At 59.2% G+C, this 16,569-nt stretch carries 21 protein-coding genes; 12 read left to right on the top strand and 9 right to left on the bottom strand.

Annotated elements, in window-relative coordinates; all coding sequences use genetic code 11:
• Positions 1–83 precede the first annotated feature (83 nt).
• The 12 genes from AACW30_RS03970 (at position 84) to hrpT (ending at position 9,526) form a co-directional block, all read left to right on the top strand.
• Complete coding sequence (locus tag AACW30_RS03970; protein WP_106578554.1) at positions 84–686, top strand: 50S ribosomal protein L25/general stress protein Ctc; 603 nt, start codon at positions 84–86, stop codon at positions 684–686.
• Positions 687–854: 168 nt separating this feature from the next.
• A complete protein-coding gene (gene pth / locus AACW30_RS03965) occupies positions 855–1,439 on the top strand; it encodes an aminoacyl-tRNA hydrolase (RefSeq protein WP_010213318.1) in 585 nt (194 codons plus the stop codon).
• Positions 1,440–1,460: 21 nt separating this feature from the next.
• A complete protein-coding gene (gene ychF, locus AACW30_RS03960) occupies positions 1,461–2,561 on the top strand; it encodes a redox-regulated ATPase YchF (RefSeq protein ID WP_101266309.1) in 1,101 nt (366 codons plus the stop codon).
• A 304-nt stretch (positions 2,562–2,865) separates the two neighbouring features.
• Entirely contained in the window at positions 2,866–3,780 is a 915-nt protein-coding gene (locus AACW30_RS03955) for a sigma 54-interacting transcriptional regulator (RefSeq protein WP_200624327.1), read from the top strand.
• Between the two features lie 256 nt (positions 3,781–4,036).
• Entirely contained in the window at positions 4,037–4,204 is a 168-nt protein-coding gene (locus tag AACW30_RS03950; RefSeq protein WP_157986803.1) for a hypothetical protein, read from the top strand.
• An 85-nt stretch (positions 4,205–4,289) separates the two neighbouring features.
• Positions 4,290–4,655 (top strand): hypothetical protein, encoded by a 366-nt coding sequence (locus AACW30_RS03945; RefSeq protein ID WP_200624326.1) that lies wholly within the window; start codon positions 4,290–4,292, stop codon positions 4,653–4,655.
• Between the two features lie 4 nt (positions 4,656–4,659).
• On the top strand, positions 4,660–5,445 hold the full coding sequence (sctJ, locus tag AACW30_RS03940; protein WP_124416385.1) for a type III secretion system inner membrane ring lipoprotein SctJ: 786 nt from the start codon (positions 4,660–4,662) through the stop codon (positions 5,443–5,445).
• On the top strand, positions 5,438–6,019 hold the full coding sequence (locus tag AACW30_RS03935; RefSeq protein WP_106578550.1) for a type III secretion protein: 582 nt from the start codon (positions 5,438–5,440) through the stop codon (positions 6,017–6,019). The genes sctJ and AACW30_RS03935 overlap by 8 nt, the downstream gene beginning before the upstream one ends.
• Positions 5,997–6,602 carry a type III secretion system stator protein SctL gene (gene sctL / locus AACW30_RS03930; RefSeq protein WP_200624325.1) on the top strand — a complete coding sequence of 202 codons (606 nt, stop codon included), beginning with the start codon at positions 5,997–5,999 and terminating at the stop codon, positions 6,600–6,602. Before AACW30_RS03935 ends, sctL begins: the two co-directional genes overlap by 23 nt.
• Before the next feature lie 91 nt (positions 6,603–6,693).
• Positions 6,694–6,927 carry a hypothetical protein gene (locus AACW30_RS03925; protein WP_200624324.1) on the top strand — a complete coding sequence of 78 codons (234 nt, stop codon included), beginning with the start codon at positions 6,694–6,696 and terminating at the stop codon, positions 6,925–6,927.
• 263 nt (positions 6,928–7,190) lie between these two features.
• On the top strand, positions 7,191–9,326 hold the full coding sequence (gene sctC / locus AACW30_RS03920; protein ID WP_200624323.1) for a type III secretion system outer membrane ring subunit SctC: 2,136 nt from the start codon (positions 7,191–7,193) through the stop codon (positions 9,324–9,326).
• A complete protein-coding gene (hrpT, locus tag AACW30_RS03915) occupies positions 9,323–9,526 on the top strand; it encodes an HrpT family type III secretion system protein (RefSeq protein WP_119736448.1) in 204 nt (67 codons plus the stop codon). The genes sctC and hrpT overlap by 4 nt, the downstream gene beginning before the upstream one ends.
• Before the next feature lie 94 nt (positions 9,527–9,620).
• Here hrpT and sctU read toward each other — a convergent pair whose 3' ends face one another.
• Genes sctU through AACW30_RS03870 form a run of 9 tightly spaced genes read right to left on the bottom strand, consistent with a single transcriptional unit; the run spans position 9,621 to position 16,541 of the window.
• A complete protein-coding gene (gene sctU, locus AACW30_RS03910) occupies positions 9,621–10,718 on the bottom strand; it encodes a type III secretion system export apparatus subunit SctU (RefSeq protein WP_119736445.1) in 1,098 nt (365 codons plus the stop codon).
• On the bottom strand, positions 10,715–11,503 hold the full coding sequence (gene sctT / locus AACW30_RS03905) for a type III secretion system export apparatus subunit SctT (RefSeq protein ID WP_200624395.1): 789 nt from the start codon (positions 11,501–11,503) through the stop codon (positions 10,715–10,717). Before sctT ends, sctU begins: the two co-directional genes overlap by 4 nt.
• A gap of 10 nt (positions 11,504–11,513) precedes the next feature.
• On the bottom strand, positions 11,514–11,777 hold the full coding sequence (gene sctS, locus AACW30_RS03900; RefSeq protein ID WP_058411467.1) for a type III secretion system export apparatus subunit SctS: 264 nt from the start codon (positions 11,775–11,777) through the stop codon (positions 11,514–11,516).
• A 7-nt stretch (positions 11,778–11,784) separates the two neighbouring features.
• A complete protein-coding gene (gene sctR / locus AACW30_RS03895) occupies positions 11,785–12,438 on the bottom strand; it encodes a type III secretion system export apparatus subunit SctR (protein ID WP_200624322.1) in 654 nt (217 codons plus the stop codon).
• A complete protein-coding gene (locus AACW30_RS03890; RefSeq protein ID WP_200624321.1) occupies positions 12,435–13,448 on the bottom strand; it encodes a FliM/FliN family flagellar motor switch protein in 1,014 nt (337 codons plus the stop codon). The genes sctR and AACW30_RS03890 overlap by 4 nt, the downstream gene beginning before the upstream one ends.
• Positions 13,445–13,903 carry a type III secretion system HrpP C-terminal domain-containing protein gene (locus AACW30_RS03885; protein WP_200624320.1) on the bottom strand — a complete coding sequence of 153 codons (459 nt, stop codon included), beginning with the start codon at positions 13,901–13,903 and terminating at the stop codon, positions 13,445–13,447. The genes AACW30_RS03890 and AACW30_RS03885 overlap by 4 nt, the downstream gene beginning before the upstream one ends.
• Complete coding sequence (gene sctO, locus AACW30_RS03880) at positions 13,875–14,312, bottom strand: type III secretion system stalk subunit SctO (RefSeq protein WP_106578541.1); 438 nt, start codon at positions 14,310–14,312, stop codon at positions 13,875–13,877. Before sctO ends, AACW30_RS03885 begins: the two co-directional genes overlap by 29 nt.
• On the bottom strand, positions 14,299–15,657 hold the full coding sequence (locus tag AACW30_RS03875) for a FliI/YscN family ATPase (RefSeq protein WP_106578540.1): 1,359 nt from the start codon (positions 15,655–15,657) through the stop codon (positions 14,299–14,301). Before AACW30_RS03875 ends, sctO begins: the two co-directional genes overlap by 14 nt.
• Positions 15,654–16,541: an FHA domain-containing protein gene (locus tag AACW30_RS03870; protein WP_200624319.1), complete on the bottom strand. Its 888-nt coding sequence runs from the start codon at positions 16,539–16,541 to the stop codon at positions 15,654–15,656. Before AACW30_RS03870 ends, AACW30_RS03875 begins: the two co-directional genes overlap by 4 nt.
• Positions 16,542–16,569 lie beyond the last annotated feature (28 nt).

Raw genomic sequence — 16,569 nt, 5'->3', positions numbered from 1 at the left:
TTGGGGCGGGGCTTTTTTGCCCATATCGCCTTTAGCGCTGGTCGCAAACGCTGGGGCGAATGTGGTTATTTTGGAGATACAACATGAACGATTTTACTTTGAATGCTGAACTGCGTTCCGACCTGGGGAAAGGTGCGAGCCGCCGCCTGCGTCGTCTCGCAAGCCTGGTTCCAGCTGTAGTTTACGGTGGCGAAAAAGCCCCTGAATCCATCAGCATGCTGGCTAAAGAAATCGCCAAACTGCTCGAAAACGATGCTGCTTACAGCCACGTTATCGAACTGAACGTTGGCGGCACCAAGCAAAACGTGATCATCAAAGCTCTGCAACGTCACCCGGCCAAAGGCCACGTGCTGCACGCTGACTTTGTACGCGTTGTAGCCGGTCAGAAACTGACCGCTATCGTTCCAGTGCACTTCGTTGGCGAAGAAGCTCCGGTCAAGAAAGGCGGCGAGATCTCGCACGTCCTGAACGAAATCGAAGTGACCTGCCTGCCGAAAGACCTGCCTGAGTTCATCGAAGTCGACCTGTCGGCTCTGGAAATCGGCGCAATCGTTCACCTGTCCGACCTCAAGGCCCCTAAAGGCGTTGAATTTGTCGCACTGGCTCACGGTGATGACAAAGCTGTTGCCAACGTTCACGCTCCACGCGTTGCTCCAGAAGCTGAAGAAGAAGGCGCTGCAGAGTAATTCACTCTGTATTGCCGGAGCTTGAGGAAACATCGCGGACCGAAACGTAGCGAGAAAGCGGGCGATAACGCGGCGTTTACTCTTGAGTAAATGATCTCTTGTCGTCCACTTTCGCCGCACGCAGGTTGCGGCGATGTTATCCACAACTCCAAAGGAAGGGCCCCTGTCGTGACTGCCATTAAACTGATCGTTGGCCTGGGAAATCCAGGCGCCGAATACGAACAGACCCGGCATAACGCGGGGGCCCTTTTTGTTGAGCGTATCGCCCACGCCCAAGGCGTAAACCTTGTGGCCGATCGCAAATATTTTGGCCTGACCGGACGCTTTTCGCATCAAGGTCAGGATGTTCGTCTGCTGATTCCCACCACCTACATGAACCGCAGCGGCCAAGCCGTCGCGGCGCTTGCGGGCTTCTTCCGGATCAAACCCGAAGAAATCCTGGTGGCCCATGACGAACTGGACCTGCCACCCGGCGTTGCCAAACTCAAACTAGGCGGCGGGCATGGCGGGCACAATGGCCTGCGCGACATCATCGCGCAGCTGGGCAATCAGAATAATTTTTACCGTCTGCGGCTCGGCATTGGCCACCCAGGCGTTGCCAGTATGGTTTCAAATTTCGTCCTGGGTCGTGCGCCACGCGCCGAACAGGAAAAACTCGATGCCAGCATCGACTTTGCCCTCGGCGTGCTGCCGGATATCTTCGCCGGTGAATGGAACCGTGCGATGAAAAACCTGCACAGCCAGAAGGCCTGACTCTTACCGAGGGGAAACACCATGGGATTCAATTGCGGCATCGTCGGCCTGCCCAACGTCGGCAAATCCACCCTGTTCAACGCCTTGACCAAGTCCGGTATTGCGGCGGAGAACTTCCCCTTCTGCACCATCGAACCCAACAGCGGTATCGTGGCCATGCCGGACCCGCGCCTGCAGGAGTTGGCGGCTATCGTCAATCCAAAGCGCATCCTGCCGACCACCATGGAATTCGTCGACATCGCAGGCCTGGTGGCCGGCGCGTCGAAAGGTGAAGGCCTGGGCAACAAGTTCCTGGCCAACATCCGTGAAACCGATGCCATCGCCCACGTGGTCCGCTGCTTTGAAGACGAGAACGTGATTCACGTCTCCAACAGCGTCGACCCGAAACGCGACATCGAGATCATCGACCTGGAACTGATCTTCGCCGACCTCGACAGCTGCGAGAAACAACTGCAGAAAGTCGCGCGTAACGCCAAGGGCGGCGACAAGGATGCCGTGGTTCAGAAAGGCCTGCTGGAGCAATTGATCGCTCACTTCACCCTGGGCAAGCCAGCGCGCAGCCTGATGAAGAGCATGAATGCCGATGAAAAAGCGGTGATCAAAGGCTTCCACCTGCTGACCACCAAGCCGGTGATGTACATCGCCAACGTCGCTGAAGACGGCTTTGAGAACAACCCATTGCTCGACGTGGTCAAGGCCATCGCCGAGGAAGAAGGCGCGATCGTGGTGCCGGTGTGCAACAAGATCGAGGCCGAAATTGCCGAGCTGGATGACGGCGAAGAAAAAGACATGTTCCTCGAGGCGCTGGGCCTGGAAGAGCCTGGCTTGAACCGTGTGATCCGCGCCGGCTACGAAATGCTGCACCTGCAAACTTACTTCACCGCCGGCGTCGAAGAAGTCCGCGCCTGGACCGTCAAGGTCGGCGCTACCGCGCCACAGGCTGCCGGCGTGATCCACACCGACTTCGAAAAAGGCTTTATCCGTGCCGAAGTCATCGCCTACAACGACTTCATTCAGTACAAGGGTGAAGCCGGTACCAAGGAGGCCGGTAAGTGGCGCCTTGAAGGCAAGGAATACATCGTCAAAGATGGCGACGTCATGCACTTCCGTTTCAACGTATAAGTAACCTTGCGGTAATTACCGCAAACAAAAAAGCCGATGCATTGCATCGGCTTTTTTGTGGGTAACTACTTATGGACGCTCATCCGAACAACCTGTCGCTTAAGAATTATCCTATTAACCCTCGGCATTTTACCAACTACACACCCCAGCAAAATAATCCCCAAACCTATCTCATTTCTCCTACGTCTTGCGCGTAAGTTCCTACTTCAGAACCACAACAAAATAACTATAATTCGCGACCTGCTGGCCTTTGCCTGTCGACCGTTGCCTGAATGATGCACAGTGATAATGGAGCACTTACTTGATGTCGGATGCCTACCATAGGGAAGTTGAAACGGACATCTCAATCAGTGACAGCTCAGGTATTGAAAACACTCTTAACAGCACAGCATCACTCAATATCGACATTCTGCTACTCGGTGAAACCGGCACCGGGAAAGACACTTTGGCCCAACGGGTCCATCGCTTGTCGGGGCGGCGCGGTAACTTCATTGCCGTGAACTGCGCCGCTATCCCGGAAAGCCTCGCGGAGAGCCAATTGTTCGGGGTCAACAGCGGCGCCTTTACCGGGGCCGTGCAATCGCGGGCCGGCTTTGTCGAAGCGGCTCATTTGGGCACCTTGTACCTCGATGAGGTCGACAGCATGCCATTGAGTCTGCAGGCCAAACTGCTGCGGGTGCTGGAGTCGCGGGGCGTGGAGCGTCTAGGTTCAACCCGCTTCATCCCGGTGGACATGCGCGTTATTGCCTCGGCTCAGCAGTCACTGCACCACATGGTCGAATTGGGCACCTTCAGGCGTGACCTGTACTTTCGCCTGAATGTGGTCAGCCTCGAACTTCCGGCCTTGCGCCACCAGCGGGAGCGCATCATTCCGCTGTTCATGAAGATGGTCCGGGAAGAAGCCGAGCACTTCAAATGCACCGTACCGACTGTTCCCGGCCAGCTATTGCAACAACTGCTGTGCCACGCCTGGCTGGGCAATATTCGCGAATTACGTTCGTCCGCCAAGCGCTTCGTGCTGGGCCTGCCACCGTTCTCTACGCCCATGAGCAACCCGCACGACGGAAAGCTGAGCCTGAAGGAACGCCTGCAACAAATCGAAAAAGCACTGATTGAAGAGTCGTTGCGGCGCAATGATCATTGCGTCGATATCACCGCATTTGAATTAGGCGTCGCCAAACGCACGCTCTACCACCGAATCAAACAACTCGACCTATAACCGAAACAGTGCACTTGACGCATTGCGGCAAAACTTACCCACTCGCACCTCCTCGGGCACTTTAGCGCATACATAGCATCAAGCATTACAACAATGACTTCTCAGCAAACAGCACTGGAAATAATTTTAAACATATAAATACTGGAACGCTTTATTTCCTTGCACCACTTATAAGTGGGTGACGTCACAGCCACTCAACACGCGACGGTAGCTAACACTCGCTATCAGACTTCATTTGAAATCAAGAAGGTGATCTATGTCCTCAATCTCAGGTATTGGTGGTTCCAGCGCGGGTAACCAGGCGCAACTGGACGCAATCAACGCAGATAAAGAAAGGAAAGTCGTCGAAGAGGCCAAGAAGACTGCTGAACAAGAACTGACTACAGCGAAAGCGGGCCGCATTAAGTCTTTGCGATTCGCTTAAGTCAGCGCGACCTCCTCTGCCCAGGTCGAGGAGGTTTTCATCGTCACGACGCACGTAACACTCGATACGTTCGATGGAGATTCACATGTACATCACCACCCCTGGGCAATCGGAAAACAGCAGCACTCTCCCTCAAGCCGAGGCGCCTGGCGCGATCAACCGGGCGTCTGACATCAACTTTTTCAACGCCCAACTCAGCCAGGCCGAGCAGCCCGTTAAAGGCATCGTGCCTGCCGTGGCGTCCCCCGCTCAGACGTGGGACGCGACAGCCTCGGACACTTTATCCAGACGCGTAACCAAAGGCTTTCGTGACGCGAGCCTGAACAAAAAGACCAAGGACGCGAACGAGTTCCCCCAGTCGCTCGCCGAAGCGCACATCGACGTGATGTCACGCGTCAAGGTCATTGGCGCCGTCGCGAAAGGCGTCGATAAAATTTCAAGCATGGGATAGCTGCATGTACCGCCGCCTAACCGCCCCATTCTTGTTTTCATTAGCGTTGATGCTGTCCGGTTGCGGTGACAGCGTAGAGCTTCATCGCAATATTTCTGAGCAGGAAGCCAACGAAGTCATCGCGGAGCTGGCAGACAAGCAAATCCGGGCCCAGAAGGTGCCCGGCAAAGACGGGGTCGCTGTTCGGGTCAAGGCAAGTGACATCAGCCGAGCTGTGCGTACCCTGGATGCGGCGGGGCTGCCTAAAACGGCCCGCTCGACGCTGGGGGATATCTTTCGCAAGGAAGGCGTCATCTCCACCCCGCTGGAAGAGCGCGCGCGCTACATCTACGCGCTGTCCCAGGAACTGGAATCGACCTTATCCAACATAGACGGTGTGATCGTCGCGCGTGTGCATGTGGTACTGCCTGAACGCGTCGCGCCAGGCGAGCCGGTACAGCCGGCGTCCGCCTCGGTTTTCATCAAGCACGACCCGCGACTGGACCCGGACAATATCAATCCGCGCGTGCGCAGACTGGTGGCCAGCAGCATCCCGGGCATGGCCTCGGCCATAGACAACACGACAAAACTGACCGTCATTTTTGTACCGGCCACCGCCTACACCGAGCAGCAACAGCTGACCTACCTCGGCCCTTTTCTGGTGCCCGAGCAAGACCTTGGTTTCTGGCGCGCCAGCCTGATTGCGCCGCTGATCATCGCTCTGTCAGCAGGCATTGCCTGGCTGTTCTGGCGCCGCAGAAAAGTCTTCACACCCACCCCGCAAACCGCGCCGGCACACGCCCATGAGTGACGACCTCAGCTGGGTAACATGGTGGGCTTTCCCCTGGAAAAACGCCCACATCGACTGGCTCACGCAAACGGGTTTTGTGGAAACCGCAGCGCTCTCACGCGCCTATCATCGCCGCGTGAGCAGCCTGTTCGACATCGCGCCCGAGCTTGCCCCTCCCACGTCTCCAGCCCTCCTCCAATGGGTGTTGAGCAGCGCGCAACAACGCGACCTCGCACTGACACTGGTTAATGCGGTGTACAACGCGCCCCACGACAGCCGGTTGAATCAAGAGCAGCTGCTGTGGTGCCAGCGCCTGGCCAAGGCACTGCCCACGGGCTCAACACCGGTGGACGTCGACGACCCATTGCACTACCTGCGCGCGTGGGTCGCGCCCAATGTCTGGCAGCGGCTACGCCTGAATTTTGCTCGCCCAAGGGTGCTCACGCTAGAGCAGCATCCTCGACTGGCAGACACCCACGGCCGGTTGGATACCCTGTGGAAAGCCACGATCTGGCGCGCAACCTCCACCGCTGTCGATGATGCGCCGCCCGCCCCTCGCGAGAACCCCGACCATGTTTTGCGCCCACACGATTGAGCTGAACACCCCCGCCCACGAACTGCCCACGGCCCTGATCCCCAGGGAAATGCTGTCTGAATACACCCAGGCCCGTCAGCTGTTGGAACACGCAGAAACTCAAGCACAAACGCGCATCAGCCAGGCCCAGGCGCAATGCGAAAAAATACTCGAAAGTGCCAGTGATGAGTTCTGGCAACGCGCCAATACCCAGCTGCATCGCTGGGAGTCAGAGCGCCAGGCAATGCTGGCAAGTTTGGAACAGGTCGCCAGCTCAGTCATCAGCGCGGCCATTCGAACCCTGCTGGAGGAGACTGTGCCTGTTCAACGCCTCACAACACTGCTCAACAAACTGCTGGAGGCTCAACTGCCCACCGTTGAGGCGCACCTGGTGTGCAATCCGCTGGACCGTGAACACGTCGAGCTATGGCTCAACCTTCACAGCAGCGTGCCCTGGACGCTTCGAGTCGAAGACGGGATCGCCGCCCAGTCGCTGCTGCTTGAGACGGAAGATGGCGGGTTTCACATCAACTGGGCGCATGCCCTGGACAACCTGGTGGCGATTCCACCCTCGGCCAAATCAAGTGACAACGTTGCTGGGTAGACGCAGTTCTTTTTAACCACACAGGCCTGTTGTTGGAACTGGTGAGCAATCTGCCGCCACACAGGGATACACCCCCACTGGAGATAACGCCATGAATACTGACTCACGCGTACTCAGCAGTCTCTACAGGCAGCAATCGCAAGCCGAAAAAAACCTCGACCAGATCAGCGCCGACATTCCGTACAGCGAAAGAAGCGAAGACAGCGCGCGACTCTTCGAACAACTCATTGAAGAAAAGTCCGCCCTGGTTAACAACTTTGCCGTGAGTTCGACCTACCTCAGTTACAAGCACGAAACGGTTAAATCGGCCATCAATGTCGTTTAGTGGCTGGTGGCAAACGCTGACTGACGGCTTGGGTGGTCGTGAACAGAACAGGCGGCGACTTGAACCGCAAGTCAGCCCTCGCCCGGGTTCGGGCCATACGCCATCTCCGGTGGGTGCAATGCCCGCCACTTGATAGCAAACCCTTGAAGTACCTCTCAACCAACGTGACACCTGGCGCAGCGCAACGGCGCGCCTGACAACGGCTGGGCGCAAATTCGGCCCACTTCATTACGACGCTTTCGCACTGAAACAGAGAACCTGTCATGTATAGCAAGATCAACAAGCACACTGGCTTGCGTTTAAACTCGCCCGCGGCTCTGGCAAAACGCGCCCACTGGCGTTGTTTGCTTGCGCTGCCGTTGTTGTTGGCGCCGCTGCACAGCCCCTTCGCCGCCATCCCATCCGAATGGAAAAACACCGCCTACGCCTATGAAGCCGAGCATAAGCCCCTGCGGGATGTGCTGGAGGACTTCGCCCAGACGTTTGGCACGCAACTGCAAGTCGACGGTCTGCTGGAGGGCATCGTAAATGGCAAGATACGCGCCAATACTCCGCAGTCGTTACTCGACAGGCTGGGCGTTGAACACCGTTTTCAATGGTACTTGTACAACAACACCCTCTATATCAGCACCCTGGACCTGCAAGAGTCCGCGCGCCTGGAGGTTTCTTCCGAGACCGTCGCCGACCTCAAGCGGGCCCTGACCGATATCGGCTTGCTCGACAGTCGTTTCGGCTGGGGTGAACTGCCCGATGACGGGGTGGTGCTGGTCTCTGGCCCCAAGCGCTACATCGAACAGATCAAGCAATTCAGCAGCCAGCGTAAATCACCCGACGAAAAACAAAGCGTGCTCAGCTACCCGCTGAAATTCGCCAACGCGGGAGATCGCCAGATCGATTACCGCGGCGAAAAAATAGTCATCCCTGGCGTTGCCAGCATGCTGCGGGGCTTATTGGAGCCGCGGGCGACGTCATCCCTGTCGACGCTTACCCCGCGCCCCTTTGCCTCACAGCCCTCGCCCATCACGCCGAACTTTGCGCGGTTGAGCAATCCCATGCTCGGGCAAATGTTCGGCCAGACAGCGGACCCAGGCCAGTTGGCCTCCGGCGCCACGCTCACCCCGCGCGCTCCGGTGTCGGCAGGCAAAATCCGCGTAGAGGCCGACGTGCGCAACAACGCCGTCCTGATCTACGACCTCCCGGAACGGCAGGTCATGTACCGAGAGCTAATTACCCAGCTCGACGTGGCGCGCAAAATGGTGGAAATCGACGCAATCATCCTCGACATAGAGCGCTCTCAACTGCGCGAATTCGGGGTCAACTGGGGCAACAGCCATTTCAGCAGCGACATGAGAATGGCTCCTGGGAGTTCATCGCAGCTGTCGATCGAACACCGTGACCGCTTCTTTGCCAAGATACGCGCCCTGGAGCAGCGCGGCCTGGCAACTATGGTGTCCAACCCCTCGGTGCTCACCCTGGAAAACCAGCCCTCGGTCATTGACTTCAACCGCACCCAATACCTGACCGCAGGCACGGAGGTCGCGACGATCCTGCCGATTACGGTCGGTACCAGCCTGCAAGTGATACCCAGGGTGATTACCACCCGTGGCACTCATCAGGTTCACCTCATGGTGGATATCGAGGACGGCAACTTCGATGAATCCAATCCGGATCGCATCGGCCCGGACGTGCGTCGGGGCAATGTCAGCACCCAGGCGGTAATGGCGGAAAAACGCTCGCTGGTGGTCGGTGGTTTCCATGTCACCGAAAGCACCGACAAGCGCAACAAGGTTCCGCTGCTGGGCGACATACCGTTGCTGGGCAAGGCGCTGTTTTCCTCCAGCGAACGCCAGAACAACCGCCGCGAGCGTTTGTTCATCCTGACGCCACGCGTCATCGGCGATCAGGCGGACCCTTCACGGTATTTGCCGCAGGAAGATCAAGTGGAGCTGCAGGCCGCACTCAAGCCCCTGGCCAGGCGTTACGCCGAACACCCGCCGGTTATCAAGCGCAGTGACATCACCAGCACCCTGGCCAATCTGGTGACCGGGCAAGTGCCCCTGGCCTTCAAGGCGGCACCGATGCCATTGGGCCTGGACACCTTGTGCAACACCCGCGATCTACTGGCCATGAACACCGAGCGTAGCCAGTGGTACGCCGGCCCGCAGTTCAATGTGGCGGTGGTGGTGGTGCGCAATCAGATCAAGCGCAATGTGCGTATCGACGAAAAGGAGTGCAGCAATTCGCAGACCCTGGCCGTCACGGTATGGCCACGTGCCTGGCTCAAACCGGGTGAAGAAGCCGAGGTCTTTATCGCCATGCGCCCGGTGGTGAAGGATGAACACATCGGCGTGCCCCGCCCTTCCTTGATCACTCCCACTCAGAAGAAGGTCGCCCCATGAAACGCCACCTGTTGTGCATCACCCTGATCGGCACCGTGCTGCTCATCGCCGGCTGCGCTCCCACGTGCAAAGGCGACTCCTGCTCACGCCCGCAATCGACCAAAGATACGTTGGTAATCTGGTGGCCGCCGCAGATGCGCGTCGAGCCCGGCCCTTCTGGAGAGCGCGCGGATTACCAGACAATTTCGCTGGAACGATGAGTGTTCCGCGATCAACGCCGGCTGTTGCCGGGCCGTCAGGTGAGCAGCGCGGCGGCTCACCTGCCCCTGGCTTCGCGCAGGTTCGGTGCGCTGATCAGCGCACCTCCAGCGCCGGCAGCTCCAGGGTTTCGCGCTTGGCTTCATCATCCAGCTCACGCAACGTGCGATAGATCAGCGCCACCGCCTGCAGGGTGTCGCGGGGGATGCTCGCGCCCAGTTTGTTCGTGTAGAGCGTGCGCGCCAGCCACACGCACTGAATCACCGGCACCTCAGCGGCCTTGGCCTGGTGGATCAGTTCGCGCGCCGCGTCATCCGTGCCTTTGCATACCAGCATGGGCAGCGGCGTCTCACCCGGGCGGTAGTACAGCGCCACGGCAAAATGCGTGGGGTTGACCACCAGCATATCGGCCTCTTCCAGCTTGGGCAGCTTGACCTTCGGTTCCTCCTGGGCCAGTTGCTGGGCCAATGAACGGCGCTGCCCCTTCACATGCGGGTCACCCTCCATGTCTTTGTACTCTTTGACGACCTCGACCTGGGTCATGCGCATGCGCTTGGCGAAGAAGTGTTTTTGCAACGCCAGGTCGATAAGCGCCATCACCAGCAAAAGCCCCAGGCAGGCATGCAACAAGTGACGGAACAGAATGATCAACGCCAGGATGTAGGTTTGCAGGTCACTGCTGGCCAGGTTAATCAGCGCGCCCAAAGAAGGTTTGATCACCACGTACAAAATCACGCCCAGTAGCACTGCCTTGGTAATGCTCATCAACAGGTTCATGACCGATTGCGCGGAAAACATCTGTTTGAGCTGCTTGAGGGGATTGAGCCGATTGAAATCGAGCTTCAAGGTCTCGGGAGCAAACAGAAATCCGAACTGCATCCAACTGCTGATCAGCTTCGCGGCAATTGCCAATCCGGCCATCAACAGGGCGAACGCGAAAAACATCATCAACCCTTCAAACAGCACCGTCTCCAGCGCCCGCGTGAACGGCTGAGCCATACTCGACATTGGCAACACCATCAGTTGCTGAAAGCGCTGCAAACTGGTTTCGGCGGTGAACAACGCAACCTCGCTGATGGCCGTCAGCGCCAGCAGCTTGCTGACATCCTGGCTTTGGGAAACCTGACCTTTCTTGCGTTGATCGCGCAGTTTCTTGGCTGAGGCCGGGTGCTTCTTTTCACCGGAGTCACTCATGGCGTCGAGACCTGGAACATCAGCCCGAGTGACTGTTTAAGATCGCCAAGCACATTCAAGCGCCCAACGATCAGGTCCTGCAGCAACGCAAAGTACAGCAACAGAATCCCGATACCCGCCAGGCATTTGACCGGCGGCGCCAGCGTGCTCACCTGCAGCTGCTGGCTGTAAACGCCCAATAGCGCGATACCGAACTCCAGAAACATCAGCACCGCAATGAACGGCGCAGCGTAGAGCATCATGTGGGTAAAGGTATCGCCGAGCAGCCCCAGGAAAATACTGAAACCATTGACTGCCGGCAGCGGCACCCAAGCGGTGGCCGGCCATAGCAGGTAACTGTCCCAGATCACTTGGGTAAGCACGCTCAGGCCCAGGACTGCGATCAACAAGTAAATCACCAGCTGTTTGAACAGATGCCCCACAGGCGTTGCATCCGGCCCCAATGACGGGTTGAGCTGGCCACCCGCCAGGGCGCCACGCTGGTTATCCAGCAGCGCGCCAACCGACTCGAACATCCAGAAAGGCATGGCCAACAAGACCCCCAGCAAAAAGCCCAGGGCGACCTCCTTGAGCATCAGCCCGATGATCATCAGCGCCGAATAGTCCTGGCCCGCCAGTACCGCATGGATGCCGGGAGCCGGAATGAACGCCATGACCATCACGATCACGTGCCGGGGCATGCCGCGCAGATGCTGGAAACAGAACGCCGGCACCAGGATCGCGCAGGGATAGATGCGCGCCATGGCCACCAGCAGACTTGGCAGATATTCAAGATAAAGCAGCACGTGCATGCCCTCAGTTCAGTGCCGAGCGAGCGATCATGTCGAACATCAGATTGATCAGTTGAATCAGCTCCACGCCAATCCAGCGCCCCGTCAATATCAGCGTGATGCCCACCGCAACCAGCTTGATGCCAAAGGGCAGGGTCTGATCCTGTATCTGCATCAGGGCTTGCACCAGCGACGTCAGCACGCCGACGATCACCGCCACAATCAGCGGTGGTGCCGACAACACCACCACCAGCAGCATGCCCTGCTTGAACAGTACGATCGGTTCCATGGGGCACTCAAAGGTAGGAAAGGAAAAGGCTGTCGAGCAATCGCGACCATCCGGAGACCATGACGAACAACAGCAGTTTGAGCGGCAGGGAAATGGTCATGGGCGAGACCATTTGCATCCCCAGCGCCAAGAGCAGGTTGGACACAATCAGATCGATGACGATGAACGGAATGTAGATGAGGAAGCCGATCTCGAACCCGGCCTGCAACTGCGACAGCACAAAGGAGGGGATCAACAGGATCAGGTCATCGCGCTGGGTGCTTTGCGCCATTTCAGGTGGCCACATACGCGCGCTGTTTTCGTGCATGTGGGTCAACACATCCGGATCGGTGTTGCGCTTCATAAACGCACGCAGCGGCTGTATGGCGACAAGACCCGTCTGTTGAAGGGTCTGCACGGTGCTCATGTCCAGGGGCGCGCCCTTGAGGTTTTCGGCGACCTGGTAACCCACCGGGGCCATGATAAACAGCGTAGCGGCCAGCGCTATGCCATTGATCGCCATGCTCGGGGGCACCTGCTGAACGCCGATAGCGTTGCGGGTAATCATCAGCACAATGACGATCTTCAAGAACGCGGTGCAGATGATCAGCAGCATCGGCAGCAGCGACAACGCTCCGAAAAACAAAGCCAGGACGACCGGGTCAACGCCCTGGAATATCATCGGGAAAACACCACGCGAGACACTTGCAAGCCGAGTCGCCCATCCACTTCCACCAGTTGCCCCTGGCCAATGGGCCGCTCGCCGTAATACAGGCCGGCCATGCCCGGGGCGTACCCGGTGATGCCCAGCACCGCACCGGGAGCAAGATTGCGCAACTCGCCCAGGGTCAGGCTCAGAACACCACAGCGCACCGTCAGCGCCATACTCAATTCGTCAAAGGGCTCACGGCCAAAGACATCCTCCACCGGTTGGTCCTGTTCAGGCCCCGGGTATTCTTCCACTACAAAGTGCTCGTCCATGGACGCTTCCTCAATCGCAAAAAGGTTCAGGCACAACGGCCCGGATTCATCGTCAATACGCCCTTGCAGATGGCGACGCCCAATACGCACGTGGCCACGGCCCTGCGCATCAAAAAACGCCTGTTCAGGCATCAGCACGTCCCCCGCACGCACGCTGCGCAACTGCCCGACGGGCAAGTTCAAGCGGCCCACGGTCACGGCGATTGCCAGGGGAAACGATGCGGGTAATGAGCTGGCCGTGGACCGCCAAGCGCCCGCCGCACACATCGCCAGCAAGCTCTGCGGGGCCAGCCACAGGTAACCGGCGACCTTGGAGGCCCCCAACATCACGGTGAAGCGGCAACCAAAGCCCAACGTTTTGGGTGCAGGCAACAAGCGCAGATAACCGAACAACGCCACTACTTGCGGGCTGAGGTGATGCTGGAACAATTCCCAGAACCACGACGTCGAGTCATTGCCGGCTTCTGCCAGGGTGACCGGGCATTCGCCCATCAGGCTGAACATCGCCTCGGGTTCCGAGAACCCCAGTACACCGACGGCACTCTCGAAACACACCGGGCTTCGCCCTTCAGGCGCGCGGCCGGGCTCGAGCACAAACGCCCCCTGCTGATCGCCGACCTGGAACGGCATGCGTAATCCGCGCGCCAGCCGATGCAACGCCGCAACCCTTGCCGCCTCAACCAGGGGCGGTGTCACCGCCAACATGATCATGCGGGCCCCGTGCTGTTGATGTGGATATCGACTGGCTGGCCCAACGCCTCGGTCAGCCTGTCCTGATAACGTTTTTGCACCGTGGCGAGCCAATGCGCCGTGCGCGGTTCTTCGGCGTCCAACTCGACGTTCCACGCGCCCGACTGCCGCTGCACACTGGCGTTGATTCGCCCCAGCCGTGGCAGGTAAAGCACCGCCAGCAACGGCCATTGCGTGCCGCCTTGAACGCGAAGCGCCAACTGCCCCGCCAACGCCTCAATCATCAATTTATCCGTCGCCACACTTTGCGCTGGCAGACTGGAAACGTAGCCGCCCTGGCCATCGTCCTTGGCAAACAGTTGCGCGAAGGCGTGCACATGAACCCACGGCACAACGGCCTCAACGCTTCTCTCACGGTCGTCCCTGGGATCGCGCACGCGCGGCCGCTCAGACCTGCTCACAGGCAATCGTTTCATGACGCTCCTGCACCAGTAACTGGGATAATTCCGAGAGTTTTTCGACCTCGCGCAAATACTGGCTGGCCTGCTTTTGCATGCTGTCGATATGCACCACTTGCTGTTCCTGCTGCCCCTGTAACGCTTGTAACTGCGCCTCTTCACGCTGCGTGCTGGCGGACAATGAGCGCTCTTGGGTATTCCACGACTTGAGTTCCTGAAACGAGAGCACGTGCCCTTGATGCTTGCTCAATAGCTGCGCCGCTTCCTCGGCTTCCTGCAGGCGAGTGTCCTCAAGGCGCTGCTGCGCCTGCTCAACGTGCAACTGCAGTGCGCGCTGATGCCTTTTAGCCTCACCCAATGCGCGCTCAGCCCGGTCCGCGCGGTGTTTGCGCAGACGCCTCAGGGTTTCCAGCTCAGAAAGGAACATAGGCGGTCAGCTCCGTCAGTTGATCCAGGGTCGCCGCCATCGGTGAAGGCTCACGCAAGTCCTGGCGCAAAAAGCCATCCACCGCCGAACGGCTGTCCACCGCCAAGTCGGTCAGGGCATCATTGCCGGCCTGGTATTCACCCAGCTTGAGCATCAGCTCGATCTGCTGATACGCCGACAACAAACGGCGCAGCCCGGTCCCCGCCTGGATGTGCTCAGGGGTGGCGACATTGCTCAGAATTCGCGAAAGGCTGGCCAGCACATCGACCGCCGGGTAGTGACCGCGCTCGGCCAACTTGCGCGACAGCACAATATGGCCGTCCAGCAGCGAGCGAACTTCGTCGGCCACGGGGTCACTCATGGAGTCCTGTTCGATCAGCACGGTGTAGATTGCGGTGATAACGCCGTCGCGGGTCAACCCGGCGCGCTCCACCAAACGCGGCAGCAAGCTGTACACCGAAGGCGGCAAGCCCCCGCGCCCCAAGGGCTCACCGGCTGCCAGGCCGATTTCTCGCTGCGCGCGGGCAAAACGCGTCAAGGAGTCGATCAGCAGCAACACCCGCTTGCCTTTGCGTCGATAGCCCTCAGCCAGCGCCGTTGCGGTGAACGCCGCGCGGGCGCGTTCCATGCTTGACCGGTCGGATGTCGCACACACCAGCACGGCCTTGGCGCGCAACTGATCATCCAGTTCATGGTCGAGAAATTCGCGCAGTTCCCGGCCGCGCTCACCAATCAGGCCGAACACAATCACATCGCACTCGACGTTACGGGCAATCTCCGCGAGCAAGGTGGTCTTGCCACAGCCGGCACCGGCAAACAGGCCCACGCGCTGACCTTCGCCAAGCGTCAACAGACCATCGATCGAGCGCACCCCAGTCGCCAGGGCCCGGTGGATCCTCGGCCGTTCGGTCGGCAACGGCGCCTCACACAGCACCATGCTCGCATCGGGGCTGTCGGTGTCAGCGAAGGCATTGGGGCCAACGCCAGTAATCGGCCGCCCGAACCCATCGAGCACCTGGCCCAGCAACGCATCACTGACGCGCACTCGATGCGAGACACCCAGACGCTGCACACTGGCGCCCACGCGCACGCCTTCAAGGTTGCCCAAGGCACTGAGCACGGCATCCTGCTGATCGAAGCCGATGATTTCCGCCAGCATGTAGTCGTCGGCAGATTTCTCGACCTGGCACAAGTCGCCAATACGCGCGCTTGGCAACCGGCATTGCAACAACATGCCGTTGACGCGCTGAACCCGACCGCGCAGGGTCACCGGCATCAGGTTGGCCAGTGCCTGGGCCTGGCGCTGCTGCCAGGCATCGAGACGTGCATTCAGTTCTTCGTTCACCAGCGCACCTCATAACGCCGCGCGCCATCGAACACCACTTTGCTGTTGTCGATCAGCACCAGGCGCAGGCCGTCCACTTCATCACCGACAAACACCCGGCTGCCCTCTTCCAGGACGACGTGGCCATTGGGGCCGCCGACGATCTGCACGATCTTGAACGGCAGCGCGCCGTCGCTGACACGCACACGGCTGATCACCGGCACCGCGCTGTCGAACAGCTCGACAAAACGGCTGAGCATGCGCGACACCAGCTCCACATCGTCCTGCGACACGTCGCCGTTGAGCGCGACCTGGCCATTGATCACTTGCAGGCTGACCCGTTGGCTCAATTCGCGCTCATTGAGCATCTTCAGCAACTGCTGGCGCACTTCAAACGGCGTCGCCAACTCGTGTTTGACCACCATAGGCGGCATCAATGAGGCTTGGGCCTCACGCTCACCCGTGGACGCGATGCCCACCACCACGACGATGATCGCAACCACCAGCGCCACGCTGATCAGGCGCTTTTGCTGCGCGTGCGAGATGGACGAAAGTTGCAGCGCCCGCGGCGCTTCAGGGGCCGGCGGCGCTGGGGCGGGTGCCTCGGGCCATGGCTGATCGGCCCAGGTGACGCACAGCCGCACAGCCCCGACTGAAAACGGTACGTTCAGCACCAGGCTCGCAATCTGGGCCAGCACCTGCCCTTCATCACCTTGCAGCAGCCCGGCTTCGGCCTGCACTGACCAGTTTGCGTTGATCAGCCGCAACCGCGCGTGCTGCTCGGCGATGCCAGGATCATTCAGCATCAGATCGGCGTCAGGGTGAGCGCCGATGCTCCATTGCTCGCCAAAAAGCGGCAACGCGGCGCCCTGGCGCAGACCATTGAGCACCCGTAACTCAAACATTATCGAGCGCTCCGGCGCGTTGAGCCCG

The sequence above is a fragment of the Pseudomonas sp. MF6747 genome (genome assembly GCF_963890955.1).
In the GTDB taxonomy this organism is placed as follows: Bacteria; Pseudomonadota; Gammaproteobacteria; order Pseudomonadales; family Pseudomonadaceae; genus Aquipseudomonas.
The sequence above is the reverse complement of the archived record's forward strand: the minus strand, read 5'-3'. Positions and strand labels throughout refer to the sequence as shown.

Bases quoted from the DNA above. Each gene is read 5' to 3' on its own strand.
- AACW30_RS03970 (WP_106578554.1), top strand. From the start codon at position 84: ATGAACGATTTTACTTTGAATGCTGAACTGCGTTCCGACCTGGGGAAA.
- ychF (WP_101266309.1), top strand. From the start codon at position 1,461: ATGGGATTCAATTGCGGCATCGTCGGCCTGCCCAACGTCGGCAAATCC.
- AACW30_RS03955 (WP_200624327.1), top strand. From the start codon at position 2,866: ATGTCGGATGCCTACCATAGGGAAGTTGAAACGGACATCTCAATCAGT.
- AACW30_RS03950 (WP_157986803.1), top strand. From the start codon at position 4,037: ATGTCCTCAATCTCAGGTATTGGTGGTTCCAGCGCGGGTAACCAGGCG.
- AACW30_RS03945 (WP_200624326.1), top strand. From the start codon at position 4,290: ATGTACATCACCACCCCTGGGCAATCGGAAAACAGCAGCACTCTCCCT.
- sctJ (WP_124416385.1), top strand. From the start codon at position 4,660: ATGTACCGCCGCCTAACCGCCCCATTCTTGTTTTCATTAGCGTTGATG.
- AACW30_RS03935 (WP_106578550.1), top strand. From the start codon at position 5,438: ATGAGTGACGACCTCAGCTGGGTAACATGGTGGGCTTTCCCCTGGAAA.
- sctL (WP_200624325.1), top strand. From the start codon at position 5,997: ATGTTTTGCGCCCACACGATTGAGCTGAACACCCCCGCCCACGAACTG.
- AACW30_RS03925 (WP_200624324.1), top strand. From the start codon at position 6,694: ATGAATACTGACTCACGCGTACTCAGCAGTCTCTACAGGCAGCAATCG.
- sctC (WP_200624323.1), top strand. From the start codon at position 7,191: ATGTATAGCAAGATCAACAAGCACACTGGCTTGCGTTTAAACTCGCCC.
- hrpT (WP_119736448.1), top strand. From the start codon at position 9,323: ATGAAACGCCACCTGTTGTGCATCACCCTGATCGGCACCGTGCTGCTC.
- sctU (WP_119736445.1), bottom strand. From the start codon at position 10,718: ATGAGTGACTCCGGTGAAAAGAAGCACCCGGCCTCAGCCAAGAAACTG.
- sctS (WP_058411467.1), bottom strand. From the start codon at position 11,777: ATGGAACCGATCGTACTGTTCAAGCAGGGCATGCTGCTGGTGGTGGTG.
- sctR (WP_200624322.1), bottom strand. From the start codon at position 12,438: ATGATATTCCAGGGCGTTGACCCGGTCGTCCTGGCTTTGTTTTTCGGA.
- AACW30_RS03890 (WP_200624321.1), bottom strand. From the start codon at position 13,448: ATGATCATGTTGGCGGTGACACCGCCCCTGGTTGAGGCGGCAAGGGTT.
- AACW30_RS03885 (WP_200624320.1), bottom strand. From the start codon at position 13,903: ATGAAACGATTGCCTGTGAGCAGGTCTGAGCGGCCGCGCGTGCGCGAT.
- sctO (WP_106578541.1), bottom strand. From the start codon at position 14,312: ATGTTCCTTTCTGAGCTGGAAACCCTGAGGCGTCTGCGCAAACACCGC.
- AACW30_RS03870 (WP_200624319.1), bottom strand. From the start codon at position 16,541: ATGTTTGAGTTACGGGTGCTCAATGGTCTGCGCCAGGGCGCCGCGTTG.